Source organism: Bacillus sp. FSL M8-0025, from assembly GCF_037975475.1.
GTDB lineage: Bacteria > Bacillota > Bacilli > Bacillales > Bacillaceae > Bacillus > Bacillus subtilis.
The window spans coordinates 2,502,484-2,522,774 of sequence record NZ_CP150258.1 but is presented as its reverse complement, the minus strand read 5'-3'; the positions used below and the strand labels follow the sequence as shown (position 1 = coordinate 2,522,774).

Genomic DNA, 20,291 nt, shown 5'->3' with positions numbered 1-20,291 from the left:
CAACCTTTTTATAAAAAAGTTACGCTATGACAACATATAAGAAGATGTTTTGATCTATCTTTTTTCAAAACATGTTCTTTTTTTGTTCGTTTACCAATGATAAGAACATATTCGAATCATTTTTATTCCAAACCACTTCAAATGACAACGTTCTTCCGCTTTATTGTTGGCCTGTTCCCAACAATGTAAGTATAATTTTTAATGCTGTCAAATCTTCTAGATACACATGTCTATAGATTCCTCTCTAACAAAATCCCCGCTTTTTCTGCCATCACTCGAGGTGGGGAAGGCATTTCATTTTTCAACCACCATTCGACTACTCCTACGTATGCATTTGAAACAAATTCAGCAGCGATCGATGGTTCAGAAATTCCAATGAAACATTTAGGTGTTGCTCAATTTTTGAATAAAAGCAGCTGCGCCAAAAGGAAGCCTATTGGAAGAGTCTAGCTGAGTTGGAACGTCTTCTCAAAAGGGAAGGCAATTTATTTACTGTAATTCATACAATGAGTAAAGCCTCCCAGGTATAATCTTTACTTCGTTCGACAAATTCTGCAAATTGTAGACAACTTCCTGATTATTTGGATAATTAACTAAATAGGAGGGGAAAAGTTGTCATATTTCATTATACTTATCATCGTTCTATTATCGGAGCATTGGTAACAGCAGCAGTCGGTATCATCTCTTCAAAAGTAGAGGTAATCTCGCCGAAAACTACAATAGAATCTAAAGAGGAAGAACAGAAAAGTTTTTATACGCTGAAATAAAGCAGAGAAAGAGCATCTCCTGCGGGGGTGTTTTTTATAGAGGAGTTGGAAAAACTGAATCAGACTAATTTACTTTTAAGATTCACCCTTGAAATTGCTGCACTAATCTCCTTAGGGGTGTATGCTTGGATAAGCTTTAATGGTTATTTTAAATATGTTTTAACTTTGGTTTTACCTATTGCAGTTATGATTGTCTGGTCTGTATTTGCAGTACCTCATGATCCTAGTCGAAGCGGACAAACTGTAATAGCTGTAAACGGAGTAACAAGGTTAGTTATTGAATTATTGATCTTTGCAATGGCTGTTGCAGCGCTTTATTTTAGTTATTTAAAACCAGTTAGTATTGTCTTTTTATGTCTTATAATACTCCACTACATCATTTCAGCTGAGCGTATCAAATGGCTTCTAAATCAATAGTTTTTCATTTCAGCACTCGTTATTAGAGTGTTTTTATTATTCTCTGTAGAGCCAGTGATTCTCAGATTAGATTTGAAGGTTAACGGCTTGGGCACAGTTGCAGTATAGAACGCATTTTCCAATAAAGAAGGCGCTCATTTGAAATTCATCATTAAACAATTGTACAAAAGTAAAATTTGTATTTAGAATGTAGTAATAAATAGAAATTCTACGTAGGAGGGTATCTTGTGGAAGAAAAGAAAGCTTTAATCATTGTGGATGTACAAAAAGCCTTCGATGATAAAAAATGGGGGGAACGGAATAACGTAAAGGCGGAAGAAAACATTAGTAAAATACTAAAATTATGGAGAGAAAAAGGATGGACAGTCATATACATACAACACACTTCTGATAAACCTCATTCTTTATTCCATCCAAAGAATGAAGGGTTTGCGATAAAGGAAATAGTTAAGCCTATGGATGAAGAAGTCATTATAACCAAGACAGTAAATAGCAGCTTTATTGGTACGAATTTAGAAGAATTCTTAAAATTAAATGAAATAACCACTGTAGTCATAACTGGTTTAACCACGCCTCACTGTGTATCAACCACCACAAGAATGAGTGGTAATTTAGGGTTTGATACATACCTGATTTCAGATGCAACAGCAGCCTTCGGAATGAGAGACCAAAATGATACATATTATGATGCGGCGACTATTCATAATATATCTCTAGCTACATTGCATGATGAATTTGCCACAATATTGACAACTGATCAATTAATAAATGATTTTATAAAAACTCACTGATGAAAAACATTTTGGCACAGTAAAACGGCAGGCGCCTTTCCAATAGGAAGGGCGCTTTAATTCGATTTCCTGCTTTACTGCTCAGAGGAGGTGCATCAATGTTTCTTTATCGACAAGCAAGAGCAGATGAAGTAAGCAAAGTGGCAAAGCTATTCCATCAATCTTTCAATCAATATCCTTTTATGGATTTACTCGTAAAACGCGAAAAAAAGATCATTCATTTATTTTTGAAATGCATAAAGTACTGACAAGAGCATATTTTAAAAAGCATTTCTTTTTTGTTGGCATTCAGAATGGTGAAATGGTTGTTGCCGCTCTATTAAAACATCGTGATAAACCCGACATTAAACTTGATCGATTATATAGCAGCAGGGGGGATAACATTAATCAAAATGGGGCTAAAAAATTTTCCAAATCCTTAAAAGAGCCGGCATAGAAGTATTAGGAGTTTCGCCATTTTATCAGGGAAAGAGTTTAGGCAGCAAAATGATTAATGACTGTCTCATATCTTTTATTTCAAAATGAGGGGACGGCATTTTGGCCCTTATCATGAATACTGATCTCAATGGATCATTTTACAAATCGTCCTGATTTTATATTTAAAGATTATCATAACCTTTCAAAGATGGAGGTCGAATGAATGTCTTCAAAAGAAAAAAAGAGTGTAACCATTTTGACGGAAAGTCAATTGTCTTCGAGAGCATTTAAAGATGAAGCGTATGAATTTTATAAAGAATTGCGAAAATAACAGCCTCTCTACCCATTATCTTTAGGAGCTCTGGGGAAAGGCTGGCTCATATCGAGATATGATGATGCAATACATTTATTAAAGAATGAAAAATTAAAGAAAAACTATGAAAATGTATTTACCGCAAAAGAAAAACGTCCTGCTCTATTGAAGAATGAAGAGACTTTAACAAAACATATGCTTAATTCAGATCCCCCTGATCACAACCGCTTGCGAACTCTTGTTCAAAAAGCATTTACGCATCGGATGATTTTGCAGTTGGAAGACAAAATCCAGCATATCGCAGATTCTTTATTGGATAAAGTGCAGCCCAACAAATTCATGAACCTAGTAGACGATTATGCGTTTCCATTGCCGATTATCGTGATAAGTGAAATGCTCGGCATTCCCTTGGAAGATCGTCAAAAATTCAGAGTATGGTCGCAAGCAATTATTGATTTTTCAGATGCCCCTGAAAGACTTCAGGAGAATGATCACTTGTTAGGGGAGTTTGTTGAATATCTGGAATCCTTAGTTCGCAAAAAAAGGAGAGAACCTGCAGGAGATTTAATCAGTGCATTAATTCAAGCGGAAAGTGAAGGCACACAATTAAGTACAGAAGAATTGTACTCGATGATTATGCTGCTTATCGTTGCAGGTCATGAAACAACCGTAAACTTAATCACCAATATGACATATGCTCTGATGTGTCACCATGATCAACTAGAAAAGCTCCGCCAGCAGCCGGACTTGATGAATTCAGCCATAGAAGAAGCATTGCGGTTTCACAGCCCTGTTGAGCTAACGACAATTCGCTGGACGGCTGAACCGTTTATACTGCATGGGCAGGAGATTAAACGGAAAGATGTGATCATCATTTCTTTAGCATCAGCAAACCGTGATGAAAAGATATTTCCAAATGCCGACATATTTGATATTGAAAGAAAGAACAACCGCCATATTGCTTTTGGCCATGGCAATCATTTTTGTCTTGGTGCACAGCTAGCCCGCTTAGAAGCAAAGATTGCGATTTCCACCTTATTACGCCGCTGTCCAAATATACAGTTAAAAGGCGAAAAGAAACAAATGAAATGGAAAGGGAATTTTCTGATGAGAGCACTCGAAGAACTGCCGATTAGTTTTTAATTTTTTGGGGATATGTGATTTTCAAACATATCTTGTTTTACTCCTCAATTAGATTAAACGATAGTAAAAGCTGTAACATAAAAATTTGATATGATAGCTTTTTAAAAACAAAGTTTAGCATTATTTATGCCTACCGGGTATGAAGATGTCTTGCAAACACCAATAGTTTCATCCTATCGGTGTTTTTTATTTGTTTTCAGCCTCATTTGGACAAACAGCTGTTACATAGTAAACGTTTGTTAAGATAAAATAATGGAGGGCATAGTTTCTAATGAGAAAAATAATGATAGATGGAAAAGACTTTGAAAATATAGAAGTTTTACATGATGTTTTAAAAGATAAATCTTTATGGGATTGCCTGACAGGGTGGGTGGATTTGCCGCTCACTTTAGTCTTGAAAAATTTTGAGTTCATACATTTTTAGGTTCATACGCTGACGATGTATTAGAAGTTTTACAAGAGGCTCAAGAGGAACTAAAGGACGAATTTAAAATAATAATAGAGTAGACTTTCTGTTTTGCGAATTTTAACAATTTTCGTTCGCGGAAAAAGGCAATGGGCACCGCAAATTCAATTTTCGGTGAGACCGCAATAACTTTTTGGCTTCTGATAAGTTTCTTATGATGTTGGTATCAAGTCACACAAGTACATAACTCTCCCATGACTTCTTTCTGATGTAAGTTAATTTCATTATGAGTTAATAGCGGGGATAATTTTATTCTGTGAATAATATTTTAAAGGGATTTAAATTTAAATAATATTTGATTATCGAATAAAAATTCGTTATTATTTAAATTGGATGAAATATAATTCTGTTAAGGGTATTGGGGGTTGTGAAATGGGTATTATGCTTGACGAAACTGATAAGGCCATCTTAAGAGAATTGCAGGAAGATGCTTCAATATCAAATTTAAATTTATCTAAGAAAATTGGGCTTTCACCATCAGCTTGCCTTGCAAGAACAAAGAACCTAGTAGAAGCAGGTATAATTAAAAAGTTTACGACTATTGTTGATGAGAAAAAACTTGGAATCGAAGTCACAGCACTAGCTCTCATCAACTTATCACCCTTAAATAGGGAGACAATTCATTCATTTTTAGAGGATATAAACAAATTCCCACAGGTTCAAGAATGCTACACACTTACAGGAAGCCATGACTATATGCTCAAGATTGTGGCGAAGGACATGGAGAGTTATCGGAATTTTATCATTGATTCATTAATGCAGAACCCTGCTATTAGTGGAGTTGACACAAGCATAGTCATGAGTACAGAAAAAAGAACTGTCAGTGTGCCAATTGATGAAATGTAGGAGGTTGTTGATTTGAATAAAAATAAAGAATCGTTACATTTAAGCTCTCCTGCTATAAACACTCATATGAATAAGAGAAGTCAAATATGGGCTGCATTTCGTTCTGCATTCCCATATACAATTCCGATTTTTGCGGGGTTTTTGTTTTTGGGGATAGCTTATGGAATCTTTATGCATTCTTTGGGATTTAGCGCAATCTATCCAATCATCATGAGTTTTATGATATTTGCGGGCTCAATGGAGTTTGTTGCAGCGAATTTTTTACTTGGTGCGTTCAACCCTATGAATGCTCTTTTTTTGACGTTAATGGTCAATGCCAGGCATTTGTTTTATGGAATTTCCATGTTGGATAAGTACAGGGGGACTGGAAAGAAAAAGCTTTATCTGATTTTCGGAATGTGCGATGAATCATTTTCTATCAATTATACCGCTAATGTTCCGGCGAATGTTGACAAGGGCTGGTTTATGTTTTTTGTGACACTGCTTAATCATTTATATTGGGTCGCGGGGGCAGCGATAGGAGGTATTTTTGGGTCGTACGTGAAGTTTAATACCGAAGGGCTTGATTTTGTGATGACTGCTCTGTTTATTGTGATATTCATAGAACAATGGATGAAAGAGAAAAAGCATTACAGTGCTCTCTCAGGACTTGGACTTTCAGTAGCCTGTCTTATCCTTTTTGGCGGAAACCAATTTATTATTCCTGCTATGCTCGCCATTTTAGGGGTACTGACTGTTCTGAGAAAACCATTGGAGAAAGCTGAGGTTTCCGTATGACGATGACTATGACGCAGCAAATGATCACCATTGCAATGGTCGTGCTTGGAACAATGCTGACACGGTTCCTTCCATTCATGATTTTCCCGTCTGGCAAACCGACACCGAAATATGTACAGTATCTTGGTAAAGTGCTGCCATCAGCGGTAATCGGGCTTTTGGTCATTTATTGTTTAAAAGATGTGAGTCTGCTTTCTGGAAGTCATGGCATTCCTGAATTGGTTGGAGCAGCTGCAGTTGTACTGCTTCACTTGTGGAAGAAAAATATGCTTCTTTCCATAGCGGGGGGAACCGTTGTTTATATGGTTTTGGTGCAATTGGTTTTTTAACCGATATCGGAAACTATCAAATCATGCTTTTATTAAACTTGATAAAAATATATAAAACTGACACAAGCTTATTTTGGAATCAACACTGTGCCAGTGCAAATAGCATCTGTAATGTTTCCTGGCTATTCAAGAAGTGTCTACTTTAATCGGAGGATATATAATGTCAAAAAAAGTGTCTGCTTCCTATATCATCATTATAGGATTAATGCTATTTGCATTGTTTTTTGGAGCAGGAAACCTCATTTTTCCGCCTATGCTTGGTCAAATGGCTGGGAAAAATGTATGGGTCGCTAATGCAGGTTTCTTAGTGACCGGAGTTGGATTGCCGTTACTGGCTATAACAGCATTTGTTTTTTCGGGTAAACAAAACTTACAGTCGTTAGCCAGCCGTGTTCACCCGGTGTTTGGCTTTGTATTTACGACGATTCTCTATTTGGCAATCGGGCCTTTTTTCGCTATCCCGAGATCAGGAAACGTATCGTTTGAAATTGGGGTAAAACCTTTTTTATCAAATGATGCAGGCCCTGTCTCATTGATCATATTTACAATATTATTTTTCGGATTGGCATGCGTATTATCACTTAATCCTTCAAAAATCATTGATATAGTTGGGAAATTTTTGACACCAATTAAGCTGACATTTATCGGATTGCTTGTAGTGGTAGCTCTTATTCGCCCAATTGGAACCATTCAAGCACCATCAAAAGGGTACACATCACAAGCGTTTTTTAAAGGATTTCAGGAAGGATACCTTACTCTGGATGCCCTTGTAGCATTTGTTTTTGGAATTATCATCGTGAATGCATTGAAGGAACAAGGAGCTTCTACCAAAAAACAGCTGATGGGTGTTTGTGCAAAAGCAGCCGCGATTGCAGCTGTACTCTTAGCAGTTATGTATACAGCTCTTTCCTATATGGGGGCTTCCAGCGTTGAAGAACTAGGGATTTTAGAAAATGGAGCAGAGGTTTTGGCTAAGGTTTCATCCTATTATTTTGGTTCTTATGGTTCAATCTTATTGGGCTTAATGATTACAGTGGCGTGTCTGACGACAAGTGTCGGACTGATCACTGCGTGTTCTTCATTTTTTCATGAACTATTCCCGAACATTTCTTATAAAAAAATTGCTGTCGTTTTATCAGTGTTTAGTACGCTTGTCGCAAATATAGGATTAACCCAGCTTATTAAGGTGTCAATGCCTGTCTTACTGACGATGTATCCTATCGCGATTTCCTTAATATTTTTAACGTTTTTGCATTCTGTATTTAAAGGGAAGACAGAAGTGTATCAAGGCAGTTTATTATTCGCATTCATCATCAGCTTATTTGACGGTTTGAAGGAGGCGGGAATAAAAATTGAAGTTGTGAATCATATTTTCACTCAGATTCTTCCTATGTATAACATAGGGCTGGGGTGGCTCATTCCAGCTATTACAGGGGGAATATGCGGCTATATACTGAGTATATTCCGAACAAAAACAAGTTGATCAATCAACAGCAATATCACTCAGATCTGCAGGATCTCCTCCATCAGTGGATACTTCAACTGTTACAATTGGATGTTCTGCCCCTGTCCAACCGAAAATATCAATCTTTCCGTTGTCACCCGAAATCTGTAGGTGAATATTTAATAGTTGTGAGAGCGATTGACTCTTTAGGAAATAGTCAGCCTTTAACTTCAAGACGCAACCAAGTGTCTAGGGCAATGATCTTCGTTCAAAATTCTTTGAATGAGGAAAATCTACATTCTAATATCGACTAGGTTTCACAATTCAGAGTGCAAAATCACGAAGAAAAAGCAAACTACATACCGAAGTTTGCTTTTTTGCTCTATACAAACAATGAGATGCGCCTATATTTTTATATCAGACAACTGATCAGAGGTATTTTGAGGCGAAGCCTGCCTTCCATCCATTTATTTACGATTGATCTGGCCTCTTTACCTGAAAATGATCCCTCATATGCGTTAAAAAAGCAGATAAAGCAGGGGTAATTAAAGTGTCTTTCCGCCTTATAAACATGGTTGATACGAAAGAATATTTGTCAGAGATAGTGTGGCTGCGAATGCGGCCTTCTTTTTCATGCGAAGCAATGATTGAACGAGGCAGCAGTGAAATCCCCAAGCCGGCGCTTACACAGCCAATGATCGCTTCAAGTATGCCAAATTCCATTAATTTTATAGGTAATAAACCTTCTTCTTGGAGGATATGATTGAGCTTTGCTCTGTAAGAGCATCCTTTACGGAATACAAGCATTGTTTGTGTTTGAACATCCTGAATGGAAGAAATCACAGGGTGTGAAGCGCTTGTAACAAGAACCATCTCTTCATCCAATACCTTTTCTTGAACTAAATCAGGGTGTTCAATAGGCCCTGAAATAAAAGCGCCGTTTAACTCATAATGTAAAACTGCTTGTATTTGTTGTTCCGTAGGGCCTGTTACTAGGTTCAAATCAACATTTGGATAGAGGTTATTATAATGTGCAAGGAGTTGAGGAAGCCAAACTGCAGCTGTTGTTTCCATTGATCCTATACGCAGTGGCCCAGAAGGCGCGGATGATTCGCCCATGGCTGCTCTAGCTTCTTCAATAGTATGTAGAATTTTCTCTGAGTAAGAAACAAGAATTTGCCCTGGGGGAGTAAGTGTGATTCCTCGACTATGGCGATAGAATAATTTTGTCTGTAAATCGTTTTCTAGTTGTTGTATCTTATTCGTTACGTTCGATTGTGCATAATTTAAAGTCTGAGCAGCCTTGGAAATACTGCCTTCACGAGCAGTAGTGAGAAAAACCTGTAACAACTGAATATTCATCTAGTCCTCCATAGTTGATATCTGATTTTGAGATGTCTTCCATCTTAATTTTGAATTATATATGATAGCAGAGCTTCATGTAAACTAAAGCTTAGAAGAATAAATGATTTCTAAAGTAAGTGATAAGGCTATTTCAAAAAATGGTTAATTTACTCGAAGTTGATTCTGTATATTGCCTATGGAAATACACATCATAACATAGGCTTGACTAACACCAGAATGAAGGGGTTATTGGGAAATTACTTTATTCTAAATGTAGCAGCTGCTTGGAAATAGCTGACACATTAACGAATGAAATTAAAAAGACTGTTGTAGTAGAAGGAGGGGATTTTATGCCATTACTTCGTTTTGACTTAATAGAAGGGCGAGATCAATCAAGTTTGAAAAAACTTTTAGATGTCGCTCACAATGTTGTAGTAGAGGCTTTTGATGTGCCTCAACAAGACCGTTATCAAATTGTTCATGAACATCCAGAAAATCATATGATTATTGAGGATACTGGGTTAGGATTTAACCGAACTAAAAATCTTGTTGTTCTTTCAGTTACAAGTAAATCCCGACTGGAAGAGAAGAAACAAAAATTTTACAGGCTGTTAGCTGAAAGACTGGAATCTGAGTGTGGTATCGCATCAACTGATTTAATTGTATCTATTGTTGAAAATGATAATGCTGACTGGAGTTTTGGACTTGGTGAGGCCCAATTTTTAACAGGTAAATTGTAGTTGAATACTACCCTCAAATGCTTGATTGAAGAAAAGGATAGAGAAACTAGGGTAGCGGAGCAAACCATGTGTTTGCTCCGCTTTTTTATGTTTATAAAAGAATAATTAAGGAGGTATTGTGGATTTCTATAAAAAATATTTTGACATTTCAGTAAAGAGTAGATATATTTATATATGAACACATGATCATATATAAATATTGTTTGCATTATGTTAGAATGCTTCATAACAGATTTGAAATAATAAATACATATGTATCAATAAACTTTAGGTAAGGAGGAGTTTTTTATGGGTCACAATCATAGTCACAATCATAATGAAGGAGCAAATAAAAAGGTTTTATTGATCTCTTTTATCATGATTACAGGTTATATGATAATAGAAGCTATAGGAGGATTTTTAACAAATAGTCTGGCGCTTTTATCTGATGCAGGCCATATGCTGAGTGATTCAATTTCATTAATGGTTGCCCTGATTGCTTTTACATTAGCTGAAAAAAAGGCAAATCACAATAAGACATTCGGCTATAAACGATTTGAGATTCTTGCAGCTGTGATAAACGGTGCTGCCTTAATTCTTATTTCTCTTTATATCATTTATGAAGCAATCGAACGCTTCTCTCATCCACCAGAAGTAGCAACAACCGGCATGCTTACAATTAGTATCATCGGGTTAGTTGTGAATCTATTGGTCGCTTGGATTATGATGAGTGGCGGAGATACAAAGAATAATCTGAATATAAGAGGAGCTTATTTACATGTAATAAGCGATATGCTCGGCTCTGTAGGTGCCATTTTAGCTGCCATACTTATCATCTTCTTTGGATGGGGCTGGGCAGACCCATTGGCTAGTATCATTGTGGCTATTCTTGTTCTAAGAAGCGGTTACAATGTGACTAAAGATTCCATTCACATATTAATGGAAGGAACTCCAGAAAATATCGATGTCTATGATATCATTCGTACAATTGAAGGGACAGAGGGAATTCAAAACATTCATGATTTACACATATGGTCTATCACAAGCGGATTGAATGCTCTTTCTTGCCACGCAGTTGTTGACGGTCAACTGACCATTTCAGAAAGTGAAAATATTTTACGCAAAATTGAACATGAACTTGAGCATAAAGGCATTACGCACGTAACCATTCAAATGGAAACCGAAGCGCATAATCACGACAATGCGATCCTTTGTCAGCCCAAAATGGAGAAGCCGCGTGACCACCATCACCATTAAATTTTTTATCTAACTTTATCGTGAGGAGATCAACTAGCATTTTGCAGATTCTGTCTACTGACAATTTGAAATTGGCGGGGTGATAATGTGTACGACACTATAGTAATCGGGGCTGGTCAAGCAGGGATCTCGATAGGATATTATCTTAAGCAGTCCGATCAAAAGTTTATCATTTTGGATAAAAGTCATGAGGTGGGGGAGAGCTGGAAAGATCGGTATGACTCATTAGTTTTATTTACTTCTCGAATGTATAGCTCTTTGCCTGGAATGCATCTTGAAGGAGAAAAACATGGATTTCCTACAAAAAATGAAATTGTTGCTTATCTAAAGAAGTATGTTAAAAAATTTGAAATTCCAATCCAATTACGGACAGAAGTAATAAGTGTCCTAAAAATAAAGAATTATTTCTTAATAAAAACAAATCGGGAAGAATATCAAACGAAGAATCTTGTCATTGCTACAGGGCCTTTTCATACCCCTAGTATTCCATCAATATCAAAGGATTTAGCTGATCATATTAATCAACTACACTCATCACAATATAAGAATTCAAAACAATTGGCATATGGAAATGTACTAGTAGTTGGTGGTGGGAATAGTGGTGCTCAGATAGCTGTTGAATTATCCAAAGAAAGAGTTACATATTTAGCCTGTAGTAATAAACTAGTTTATTTCCCTTTAATGATCGGAAAAAGAAGCATCTTTTGGTGGTTTGATAAATTAGGAGTTTTACATGCAAGTCATACATCAATAGTAGGCAAATTCATTCAAAAGAAAGGTGATCCAGTATTTGGGCATGAATTAAAACATGCAATAAAACAGAAGGAGATCATCTTAAAAAAAAGAGTCATTGCCGCAAAGCAAAATGAAATCATTTTTAAAGATTCATCTACATTAGAAGTAAACAATATTATTTGGGCTACTGGTTTCAGGAATCCCTTATGTTGGATAAATATAAAAGGTGTTTTGGATCAAGAAGGTCGAATCATACATCATAGAGGTGTTTCACCTGTAGAAGGATTGTACTTTATAGGGTTGCCTTGGCAGCATAAGCGAGGTTCAGCGTTGCTTCAAGGCGTAGGAAATGATGCTGAATACATTGTAAAACAAATGAACGGTGGATAAACGAAGCAGAGCAGTAACTCACATGTTTACTGCTCTATTTTATTGTGAATAAGGGTAGCGAAGTGGAGATGCGCCTTCTCTTTTATTTAAGAAGTTAACATAGAAAGAGAAAAAGCACTTTAAGACATACTCATATTTTTATGTTCAACAATGGTCTTAAGGAGGCTGCGCATTGAATTTGTCAGGTACGCATCTTTATGGCGTATAAAGATTGTTGAGATACAGCTATCTTTCTCAGGTAATGGGTGACAATAAACCTTACCTTGTGCAGCTAGATGCATAACAGCAGATTCCGGTACCACTGTTATACCGAGTCCAAGTGCAACACTATTTAAGATTGTCTCCAGGATGTTAAATTCCATCATTCTGTTTGGGAGCACACCTTCATCTTTGAGCCATTGTTCAAGCCTAGACCGATACCCGCACCCCTGATTAAAAACAAGAATCGGAGTCGTTGAAACATCCTCTATATTAAACGTTTTGTTACTGGTTACTAGAGTAAGTTTTTCAGTATAAACATCATACTGTTCCAGGATAGAATGTTTCAAAGGGCCTGAAATAAAAGCTCCGTCTAATTCGTGATTCATGACCTTTTTAATAAGTTCCTCTGTTAGACCAGCCTGCAATGATAAATCCACATTAGGATACTTTTTATAATAGGAAGCTATGATGGTCGGCAGTATCCTCACTGTTTCCACTGTACCGATTTTTAATATTCCAGACGGTATATCAGTATCTAGAAAGACTTGCTCCAGTTCTTCAACATCTTTCAAAATTTTGTTAACGTATTCAATCATTTTTCGGCCCTCTGGACTTAGTGAAACCCCTTTTTTATGGCGATTGAAAAGAGGTGTTTTGAGTTCATTCTCTAATTGCTTAATCCGCGCAGTTACATTAGATTGTACATAATTTAACTCTTTTGCAGCACCGGTAATACTCTTGTGATGGGCTACGCATTTGAAAATTTGTAAGTCTCGCAGTTCCATGAAGATCCCCCCTTCATTAAAGTATCATTATCAATGATGTTTTTCATCACTTTTGTTCATTTTACTTGATGCTTACTTCTTTTTATAATTCTCATTGTAATTTTAAAGAAAAGGAGGGGAATTCAATGAAAAAAAGTCAATTATTCATTGGTGCCCTTACATGTTTAGTAGCAAGTATGTCTTGGGGCGCGATGTTTCCAGTTGCAGATCATGCATTAGAATTTATTGATCCGTTTTATTTTTCATTTATTCGCTACGGTGTGGTAACGATTATGTTAGTGATTTTATTATTGGTGAGAGAAGGAAAGAAATCATTTCATTTAGAGGGTAAAGCAAAATGGATCATTTTATTTGGGGTGATGGCGTTTACTATATACAATGTTCTTATTTTTTTAGGTCAAAGGTTGATGGGGAAGTCTGGAATTATGACAGCATCCATTGCCGAGGCACTCATGCCGATGCTTTCAATTGTTATTCTATGGGGATATAAACATGTGAAACCTAAAAAATACACAATGATCAGTATATTGATTGCCTTTTTGGGGGCTTCGATGGTCATAACCAAAGGTAATATAAGTTTCTTTTTTTCATTAGGGGATCATCTATTCTCGATACTCTTTATATTCATTGGTGTTTTAGGGTGGGTTGTCTACACAATGGGGGGACAGATATTCCGAGAGTGGTCCACACTTCGTTATTCAACTTTGACATGTTTATTCGGCACAGCTATAACAGGAATCATGACAGCTATACTTACCGCGCAAGGTTACGTGTCGGTACCGAGTATTAAAGTGATTGCAGCAATTAAGTATGATTTTTTATTTATGATTACTTTACCAGGTATCATAGCCCTCCTTAGTTGGAACTATGGCATTAAAATCCTATCATCCATTAATGGGATTTTATTTATTAACTTTGTCCCCATTACTACATTGTTAATCATGGTGATCAAAGGATATAACATAACTGCATTTGATATAGTAGGAACACTGTTTGTCATTATTGGACTCATTTTAAATAACATATATCAGCGTAAGGAAGATTATAAGCAGGTATTACAAAAAGAAAAAACACATTTGACTATCACTTAGACGGTGGGGGATTTAAAATGTTTGAAGGTTTATTGTTTTTCATTTCAGCTGGAATTGTCTGTGAACTTGCTGCAATTAATAGAAATGGCCGCAAAAATATAAAGCAACAGGCGGAATTGATTCAAATTTTAAAAGAAAACCTTAATAAAGACATTAAATAAATCAAGACGGTTGGGTATTATTGAAACACACCAGAAAATTCAGGTGTGTTTTTATTTTGCTTTCTTTTTTAAGCCTTAAAACGCCACTAATCGTTAGTTGAAGACTATGGGAACCACTCTCCATACGGAAAAAGATGATTATTTACATCATTCAGAGTTGATTTTAGGTTCTTTTGAACTTATAATGTTATATATACTGTTTTTTGTTTATTCAGAAAAAACGGGTTATAAAAATAAATATTTACATCGGAGGTGTACGCCTTACTAGGTAAGGCAAATCATTGACAACCATTAACCTTATAATCTTTACTCTTTTAATTGTCTTAACAGCATTTTTTGTTGCGACTGAATTTGCGATAGTAAAGATCAGGTCATCAAAAATTGACCAACTCATATTAGAGGGAAAAAAAGGTGCCATATCAGCCAAAAAGGTCATTACTCATTTGGACGAATATTTGTCAGCTTGTCAATTAGGGATCACGGTTACAGCGTTGGGAATTGGCTGGGTCGGAGAATCGACTTTTGAAGTGATTTTGCACCCCTTATTTGCTCATTTTCATGTAAGTGAAACAGTCTCACATGTATTGATCTTAGTGATTGCTTTTGTGATGGCGACTTTTTTGCACGTTGTAGTTGGAGAACTTGCTCCTAAAACACTCGCTATCCAAAAAGCGGAAACCATCACTCTTTTGACTGCAAAGCCAATTATTTGGTTTTACCGCATCCTGTTCCCTTTTATATGGTTTTTAAATGGTTCAGCCCGGTTTATAGTAGGACTCTTCGGTTTGAAACCTGCATCAGAACATGAACTTGCTCATTCTGAAGAAGAACTGCGCATCTTACTGTCTGAAAGCTATAAGAGCGGTGAAATCAATCAAAATGAGTTGAAATATGTAAATAATATTTTTGAATTTGATGAAAGAATCGCCAAAGAAATTATGATTCCGAGAAGAGAGATCGTAGCGATTTCTAGTGAGGATTCTTATGAAACTATTGTTAAGACCATTAAGACAGAGAGCTATACAAGGTACCCCGTCCTAAATGGAGATAAAGATTCAATCATTGGTTTTATCAATGCTAAAGAATTTTTGTCAGCTTATATTGACACAGACCAGAAGATAAAAGAGGATTTCAAGTTAGAAAATCATATCAACCCTGTTATCCATGTTATTGAATCCGTTCCAATTCATGATGTATTGGTAAAAATGCAAAAAGAGCGAACACATATCGCTATTCTTGTGGATGAATATGGCGGCACTTCAGGTTTAGTCACTGCTGAAGATATTCTTGAAGAAATTGTCGGGGAAATCAGAGATGAATTTGATAAAGATGAAGTGCCTAATATTAGAAAAGTAAATGATAATCACTATATCTTAGATTCGAAAGTGCTCATTGAAGATGTAAATGATTTATTGGGAACGACGTTAGCAAGTGACGAAGTGGATACAATAGGCGGCTGGTTTATGACTCAACAAATAGACGCTGCAGTTGGGTCCGTTATAGAAGCCGATGGGTATATTTTTAAAGTGCACAAAACAGTTGGCCGGCATATTAATTATTTAGAAATTGTCCGGAAAAAAGAATAACATCTGGATAAAACACATGAGATTTTGACTAATAAGATGCTTAAAGCCTGAGATGAAATTTTCATCCAGGCTTTTTTAAACAATGATCTTGCAGTTTAAGTAGGTAATCATTATCGAAGTTCAAACGTTTCTCAGCAAAAAAGGAGGCCTGGATATCTATAGCTCTTTTACCATTACCTTCTCACCATTAAAGTCGAGTTCACCATTAAATTGAAAACCAAACCTTTGATAAAGGCGTATAGCATGAATATTATTTTCAAATATACTTAAATAAATTCTCCTACATTTATATAGCTCAGCAAGGTGCTGAATGAGGGCTTTAAGCATTTTCTTCCCTAATCCTTTTCCCTGATAGCGTTCGTCAATAAAAAATCGATCAAGCCAGACTCGTCCATTTTTATTATCTTCATCATACTCGGGAAACAATCCATACATTGCAAAACCGACTAGATCTCCTTCATAGTAAAGCCCGACAGGTTTATAATAGTGACATTCGTTTGCATCCTCTAAACATATTTTTGTAGATTCAATATATGATAATTGATTCTGGCTGACATGTAGATCAAGAATTGCAGCACGATTATCATCAGTTACTCCTTTTATTTTTATACTCATACTACATTCTCCTTTTTTCTTATCCCGGTATCCTGATATTGCTAAAACTCAGCTTAAACTATATTCACGTCAAGCAACATGTAGCCTATCAAATTAAGTACCTTTTCTTATTGTGCCTAACCAGGGGCATTCCCTGCATCCAAATGACTTGACTTTATAGAAAATGAATTAATTCAAAGCTGCAGCATCATTCTTTTTTTCTTTCCAAACCATTGTAAGACCAAGGCCGACAATCATAACGAAACCTGCAAAAAGGAAAGGATAATGAATGTTAAGATCAAATAGTATACCGCCTAGAGCAGGTCCAAATATATTTCCCAGGCTGGTGTATGTGGAGTTCATGCCTGCTACGAAACCCTGCTGGTTACCGGCCATATTGGATAAATGAGCGGTTAAGGCCGGACGTAGCAAATCGAACGCCAGAAAAATAAAACAAGTTACAAGCAAAACAGTTAAAAATCCTGACATAACAGTAGACACGAAAGCCAAGATCGCACCGGTTATTAAGCACAGCTGAATCATTCTTTTCTCTCCAAGTTTGTTGACCAATTTCCCGAAAAGTAAAACTTGAATAACTACCGCAACAATGGAGCTAATCGTAATAATGGCTGCAATATCTTTTGGCGTGAAGCCAAATTTATGATCAGAAAACAAGCTGAATACCGTTTCATAAGCTGATAAACCAAAAGCCATTACAAAGACGATAATAAATGCAATGAAATAGACAGGATGAATGGATCTCTTCAAGTCTTTAATGAAATTTGATTCCTTTGTATGAGATGAGAGTTGATGGCGTTCTTCTATCGACAATGACTCTTTTAGTATAAAAACAGAAGTGACAGCTGCTATTAACGCGATGGCGGAGGCGAAGAAAAACGGCATGCGGATGCCAAAGCCGGCAATAAATCCTCCCGCACCAGGCCCAATAATAAAGCCTGTGCTAATTGCAGCAGAAACATACCCCATAGCCTTTGACCTTTCCTTTAGGGTTGTAATATCAGCTACATATGCTGTTACCGCGGGCATGATAAAAGCCGCACTTATACCACCCAATATCCTCGAGAAATAAAATATTGAAACATGGGTCCCTAATCCGAAAATCAACTCAGATAAACTGAATATAAGCAGCCCGAGAATAATTATTTTTTTTCTCCCGAAACGGTCAACCCACCTACCTGCAAAAGGTGAAGTAATTAACTGAGAAATGGCAAAAGCCGCAACAAGATAACCCATTGTGCTGCCGGATAAATGCATGATTTTCATAAAAGAAGGCATAACTGGAATGATTAAACCGATACCAAGAAATGCTACGAAGATGTTGCTTAATAGTATAATGAATATCGTTTTTTGCTCATTTATTGATTTTTTCATCTGAATTCCCCTTTTACTCAATTGAACCCTTTTTACCTATCCTTTTCGCTTGAAGCTTTTTTCAAGTACAATCAAATCATAAGGTATATGGTTACCGTATAGTCAAGGAGGTTTTTATGAGCGAAGATGTTAAGAAGTATTTCACAACAGGGGAGTTTTCGAAGCTCTGCCGTGTAAAAAAACAAACCTTATTTCATTATGATGAGATTGGTCTTTTCTCGCCGGAAATAAAAAAAGAAAATGGGTATAGATATTATTCCTATCATCAATTTGAGATTTTTCAAGTCATCAGTCTATTTAAAGAGCTTGGGGTTCCATTAAAAGAAATAAAGTGTCTAATAAAAGGAAAAACACCAGACAAGATCCTGCATGTTCTAAAAGAAAAGTCTATTGAGATTGATAAAAAAATAAATGAGCTTAAGCAGTTGCAAATGATCTTACAAACAAAAGTGACGCTTACAGAACAAGCACTTGAGACTGATTTTTCCTCAATTTCTTTTGAATATTTAAATGAAGAAACATTCATGTTAAGCCGAAAAACATTAAACTTACCGGAACGAAAATATGTGGCAGCCATTTCAGAACTCATTCATGAAGTTCAGCAATATGAATTAGATGAAGGATATCCGATAGGCGGAATCTTTGCACGGGAACAAATCTTAGAAAAAGACTTCTACAATTACAGTTACTTTTATATAAAAGTAAAAGATGGGGCAGAGAACATAAATTATCATGTACGACCAAAAGGCCTGTATGCAGTTGGATATGAAATAGGCGGAAATACTGAAGAGGCGTACCGGAGAATCATTGAGTTCATTGAAAAGAATGGAATGCAAATAGGGGAAAATGCATATGAGGAATATATGCTGGATGAGATGGTAGTTGACGGGTATGAAAATACATATGCAAAAATCCTCCTTCAAGTTAAAGAGGTGTAAGATTACGAAATTTTCATATGAAAAATTGCTTCTATTGTGTGCCCAAAAAGAATATAAACTGGTTTACTAAAAGCGAGCCCACATACAGGTGACGGTACAAACGGCACTGGGAACCGCAAGTCTATCGGCGTTGAAATATGCTATAACGATTCAGGAGGCGCTAAATACTACGCTGCTGAAAAGCTGGCCATCAAGGCGCATCCAAAGAGATAAATCTAAAAGAGCTGGGATAGGGGGGACAAACAACAGAATTCCGTATACTCTGTTGTTGTGCTATGTAAATGTTCAAAAACCATTTAGGATCGTCGACCTTTGATAATCCATCATATAAAGGTGTCATTCGATGTCTTGTTAACAAAGGCTAGTGAAATTCAACATCCAGAAAACGATTACAAGGTCGGTGATAAATTATTCATCCATGAATCAAACGGTGATCGAACATTCATTTTTGTGTTTAATATGAGTTTTCTTGATTTAGCACACTCCCTTAATAAATGCATAGGATACTATCACAAAAATTTATAATTGCGGGGATCAAAAAATGTACTATAACCCTTTTTCGCCTCAATGTTATTATTATGTGACTGTGCCGATGTATAATGACGGAAGATCTGTTTATTGGACTATTCCAAATGAGATGGAGAACGTACACAGAGGTGCCGATTTGCGCTCTTCATATGAAGATAGAAACCTTCTTTTGAAGGATTATGGACCAAAACCATTTGTTGTAAATATCAATAGAGCCACAAAACAAAACAATACGTTCCGTACTGCTTTATGGACAGGAAAGCATTTTCAAGTGACTTTGATGAGTCTTGGTATTGGAGAAGACATTGGTTTGGAAATCCATCCTAACGTTGACCAGTTCTTACGGATTGAGCAGGGGCGTGGGATCGTCAAAATGGGAAAGAGTAAAGATCATTTGAACTTTCAAAGAAATGTATATGATGATTCTGCCATTGTTGTCCCTGCCGGCACTTGGCACAACGTAATTAATACAGGAAATACGCCATTAAAACTTTACTCCATTTATGCTCCTCCTAACCATCCATTTGGTACAGTTCATGAAACCAAAGCAGATGCAGTGGCTGCGGAAGATTAGCACAGATATTCTGCAGAATTCTAGAATAATTAAAGTCACATTCAGCATGAAACATGGGGAACCAGTACCATGCTAATGAAACCCCATTTAATATCCAAGCAGCGTGTCTTGTGCTAATTTTAAGTAATTGATAAATAAAGCCGATTTAAAATTAAATCGGCTTATTGCTTTATTCGAGTTCCTTTTAGCAGAATTGGCATTATCGAATGTAAGTATTTTTTCAATCCGCGGATATCGAAATGAATCTATCAGCTCAAAGAAAGTAACTTTCACACTTGACTATATA

At 36.3% G+C, this 20,291-nt stretch carries 21 protein-coding genes and 4 pseudogenes; 20 read left to right on the top strand and 5 right to left on the bottom strand.

Going from position 1 to position 20,291, the window contains the following annotated elements; translation table 11 throughout:
- Positions 1-230: 230 nt before the first annotated feature.
- Positions 231-347, bottom strand: a pseudogene (locus MKX38_RS13020) (TetR-like C-terminal domain-containing protein); the annotation flags it as partial.
- Between the two features lie 465 nt (positions 348-812).
- Between MKX38_RS13020 and MKX38_RS13015 the strand changes: the two are divergent.
- From MKX38_RS13015 to MKX38_RS12970, 10 genes and pseudogenes are all read left to right on the top strand, one after another.
- Positions 813-1,184, top strand: a complete 372-nt coding sequence (locus tag MKX38_RS13015) for a YrdB family protein (protein ID WP_010886579.1) — start codon at positions 813-815, stop codon at positions 1,182-1,184.
- Between the two features lie 227 nt (positions 1,185-1,411).
- Complete coding sequence (locus tag MKX38_RS13010; protein ID WP_015251614.1) at positions 1,412-1,975, top strand: cysteine hydrolase family protein; 564 nt, start codon at positions 1,412-1,414, stop codon at positions 1,973-1,975.
- 98 nt (positions 1,976-2,073) lie between these two features.
- Entirely contained in the window at positions 2,074-2,223 is a 150-nt protein-coding gene (locus MKX38_RS13005) for a hypothetical protein (protein ID WP_003229864.1), read from the top strand.
- A gap of 392 nt (positions 2,224-2,615) precedes the next feature.
- A pseudogene (locus MKX38_RS13000) lies at positions 2,616-3,848 on the top strand (cytochrome P450).
- 271 nt (positions 3,849-4,119) lie between these two features.
- Positions 4,120-4,355 (top strand): annotated as a pseudogene (locus MKX38_RS12995) (barstar family protein).
- A gap of 331 nt (positions 4,356-4,686) precedes the next feature.
- Positions 4,687-5,160, top strand: a complete 474-nt coding sequence (azlB, locus tag MKX38_RS12990) for an azlBCD operon transcriptional regulator AzlB (RefSeq protein WP_015251617.1) — start codon at positions 4,687-4,689, stop codon at positions 5,158-5,160.
- Between the two features lie 12 nt (positions 5,161-5,172).
- Positions 5,173-5,937 (top strand): azaleucine resistance protein AzlC, encoded by a 765-nt coding sequence (gene azlC, locus MKX38_RS12985; protein WP_015251618.1) that lies wholly within the window; start codon positions 5,173-5,175, stop codon positions 5,935-5,937.
- Positions 5,934-6,266 (top strand): branched-chain amino acid transporter AzlD, encoded by a 333-nt coding sequence (gene azlD / locus MKX38_RS12980; RefSeq protein WP_003245988.1) that lies wholly within the window; start codon positions 5,934-5,936, stop codon positions 6,264-6,266. Before azlC ends, azlD begins: the two co-directional genes overlap by 4 nt.
- Positions 6,267-6,426: 160 nt before the next feature.
- The gene (gene brnQ / locus MKX38_RS12975) at positions 6,427-7,749 is read left to right on the top strand and encodes a branched-chain amino acid transport system II carrier protein (protein WP_033885122.1); all 1,323 of its coding nucleotides are present in this window, start codon (positions 6,427-6,429) and stop codon (positions 7,747-7,749) included.
- Positions 7,707-8,024 (top strand): hypothetical protein, encoded by a 318-nt coding sequence (locus tag MKX38_RS12970; protein ID WP_015251620.1) that lies wholly within the window; start codon positions 7,707-7,709, stop codon positions 8,022-8,024. The genes brnQ and MKX38_RS12970 overlap by 43 nt, the downstream gene beginning before the upstream one ends.
- 157 nt (positions 8,025-8,181) lie before the next feature.
- Here MKX38_RS12970 and gltR read toward each other — a convergent pair whose 3' ends face one another.
- Entirely contained in the window at positions 8,182-9,072 is an 891-nt protein-coding gene (gene gltR, locus MKX38_RS12965) for a glutamate biosynthesis transcriptional regulator GltR (protein ID WP_019712544.1), read from the bottom strand.
- 332 nt (positions 9,073-9,404) lie between these two features.
- Between gltR and MKX38_RS12960 the strand changes: the two genes are divergently transcribed.
- The 3 genes from MKX38_RS12960 to MKX38_RS12950 all read left to right on the top strand — a co-directional run bounded on the left by MKX38_RS12960 (position 9,405) and on the right by MKX38_RS12950 (position 12,155).
- Entirely contained in the window at positions 9,405-9,794 is a 390-nt protein-coding gene (locus MKX38_RS12960) for a tautomerase family protein (RefSeq protein WP_029318142.1), read from the top strand.
- Positions 9,795-10,082: 288 nt separating this feature from the next.
- Positions 10,083-11,030, top strand: coding sequence for a CDF family zinc transporter CzcD (czcD, locus tag MKX38_RS12955; RefSeq protein WP_029318141.1), 948 nt, complete (start codon positions 10,083-10,085; stop codon positions 11,028-11,030).
- Positions 11,031-11,117: 87 nt separating this feature from the next.
- Positions 11,118-12,155: an NAD(P)/FAD-dependent oxidoreductase gene (locus MKX38_RS12950; protein WP_029318140.1), complete on the top strand. Its 1,038-nt coding sequence runs from the start codon at positions 11,118-11,120 to the stop codon at positions 12,153-12,155.
- A 119-nt stretch (positions 12,156-12,274) separates the two neighbouring features.
- Here the strand turns inward: MKX38_RS12950 and czcR are convergent, their stop codons facing one another.
- Positions 12,275-13,141: a LysR family transcriptional regulator CzcR gene (czcR, locus tag MKX38_RS12945; protein WP_021480163.1), complete on the bottom strand. Its 867-nt coding sequence runs from the start codon at positions 13,139-13,141 to the stop codon at positions 12,275-12,277.
- A gap of 125 nt (positions 13,142-13,266) precedes the next feature.
- Between czcR and MKX38_RS12940 the strand changes: the two genes are divergently transcribed.
- The 3 genes from MKX38_RS12940 (at position 13,267) to MKX38_RS12930 (ending at position 15,979) form a co-directional block, all read left to right on the top strand.
- Entirely contained in the window at positions 13,267-14,232 is a 966-nt protein-coding gene (locus MKX38_RS12940) for a DMT family transporter (protein ID WP_033885204.1), read from the top strand.
- A 17-nt stretch (positions 14,233-14,249) separates the two neighbouring features.
- Positions 14,250-14,393 carry a YrzO family protein gene (locus MKX38_RS12935; protein WP_014477437.1) on the top strand — a complete coding sequence of 48 codons (144 nt, stop codon included), beginning with the start codon at positions 14,250-14,252 and terminating at the stop codon, positions 14,391-14,393.
- A gap of 281 nt (positions 14,394-14,674) precedes the next feature.
- Positions 14,675-15,979 carry a hemolysin family protein gene (locus MKX38_RS12930; RefSeq protein ID WP_339187319.1) on the top strand — a complete coding sequence of 435 codons (1,305 nt, stop codon included), beginning with the start codon at positions 14,675-14,677 and terminating at the stop codon, positions 15,977-15,979.
- A gap of 156 nt (positions 15,980-16,135) precedes the next feature.
- Here MKX38_RS12930 and bltD read toward each other — a convergent pair whose 3' ends face one another.
- The gene (bltD, locus tag MKX38_RS12925) at positions 16,136-16,594 is read right to left on the bottom strand and encodes a spermine/spermidine acetyltransferase (protein WP_069322783.1); all 459 of its coding nucleotides are present in this window, start codon (positions 16,592-16,594) and stop codon (positions 16,136-16,138) included.
- 168 nt (positions 16,595-16,762) lie between these two features.
- Complete coding sequence (gene blt, locus MKX38_RS12920; RefSeq protein WP_280149953.1) at positions 16,763-17,965, bottom strand: multidrug efflux MFS transporter Blt; 1,203 nt, start codon at positions 17,963-17,965, stop codon at positions 16,763-16,765.
- Between the two features lie 116 nt (positions 17,966-18,081).
- Here blt and bltR point away from each other — a divergent pair, with 116 nt between their 5' ends.
- The 4 genes and pseudogenes from bltR (at position 18,082) to MKX38_RS12900 (ending at position 20,005) form a co-directional block, all read left to right on the top strand.
- Positions 18,082-18,903 carry a multidrug efflux transcriptional regulator BltR gene (bltR, locus tag MKX38_RS12915; RefSeq protein WP_015251630.1) on the top strand — a complete coding sequence of 274 codons (822 nt, stop codon included), beginning with the start codon at positions 18,082-18,084 and terminating at the stop codon, positions 18,901-18,903.
- A gap of 63 nt (positions 18,904-18,966) precedes the next feature.
- A pseudogene (locus MKX38_RS12910) lies at positions 18,967-19,098 on the top strand (hypothetical protein); the annotation flags it as partial.
- Positions 19,076-19,219: a hypothetical protein gene (locus MKX38_RS12905; protein ID WP_032722385.1), complete on the top strand. Its 144-nt coding sequence runs from the start codon at positions 19,076-19,078 to the stop codon at positions 19,217-19,219. The pseudogene MKX38_RS12910 and the gene MKX38_RS12905, both read left to right, overlap by 23 nt.
- 225 nt (positions 19,220-19,444) lie before the next feature.
- Positions 19,445-20,005 carry a cupin domain-containing protein gene (locus MKX38_RS12900; protein ID WP_015251632.1) on the top strand — a complete coding sequence of 187 codons (561 nt, stop codon included), beginning with the start codon at positions 19,445-19,447 and terminating at the stop codon, positions 20,003-20,005.
- The last annotated feature ends 286 nt before the right edge of the window (positions 20,006-20,291 follow it).

Coding starts and splice junctions, on each gene's coding strand:
- MKX38_RS13005 (WP_003229864.1), top strand. CDS start 2,074: ATGTTTCTTTATCGACAAGCAAGAGCAGATGAAGTAAGCAAAGTGGCA.
- azlB (WP_015251617.1), top strand. CDS start 4,687: ATGGGTATTATGCTTGACGAAACTGATAAGGCCATCTTAAGAGAATTG.
- azlD (WP_003245988.1), top strand. CDS start 5,934: ATGACGATGACTATGACGCAGCAAATGATCACCATTGCAATGGTCGTG.
- brnQ (WP_033885122.1), top strand. CDS start 6,427: ATGTCAAAAAAAGTGTCTGCTTCCTATATCATCATTATAGGATTAATG.
- MKX38_RS12970 (WP_015251620.1), top strand. CDS start 7,707: ATGCGGCTATATACTGAGTATATTCCGAACAAAAACAAGTTGATCAAT.
- gltR (WP_019712544.1), bottom strand. CDS start 9,072: ATGAATATTCAGTTGTTACAGGTTTTTCTCACTACTGCTCGTGAAGGC.
- MKX38_RS12960 (WP_029318142.1), top strand. CDS start 9,405: ATGCCATTACTTCGTTTTGACTTAATAGAAGGGCGAGATCAATCAAGT.
- czcD (WP_029318141.1), top strand. CDS start 10,083: ATGGGTCACAATCATAGTCACAATCATAATGAAGGAGCAAATAAAAAG.
- czcR (WP_021480163.1), bottom strand. CDS start 13,141: ATGGAACTGCGAGACTTACAAATTTTCAAATGCGTAGCCCATCACAAG.
- MKX38_RS12940 (WP_033885204.1), top strand. CDS start 13,267: ATGAAAAAAAGTCAATTATTCATTGGTGCCCTTACATGTTTAGTAGCA.
- MKX38_RS12935 (WP_014477437.1), top strand. CDS start 14,250: ATGTTTGAAGGTTTATTGTTTTTCATTTCAGCTGGAATTGTCTGTGAA.
- bltD (WP_069322783.1), bottom strand. CDS start 16,594: ATGAGTATAAAAATAAAAGGAGTAACTGATGATAATCGTGCTGCAATT.
- blt (WP_280149953.1), bottom strand. CDS start 17,965: ATGAAAAAATCAATAAATGAGCAAAAAACGATATTCATTATACTATTA.
- bltR (WP_015251630.1), top strand. CDS start 18,082: ATGAGCGAAGATGTTAAGAAGTATTTCACAACAGGGGAGTTTTCGAAG.
- MKX38_RS12900 (WP_015251632.1), top strand. CDS start 19,445: ATGTACTATAACCCTTTTTCGCCTCAATGTTATTATTATGTGACTGTG.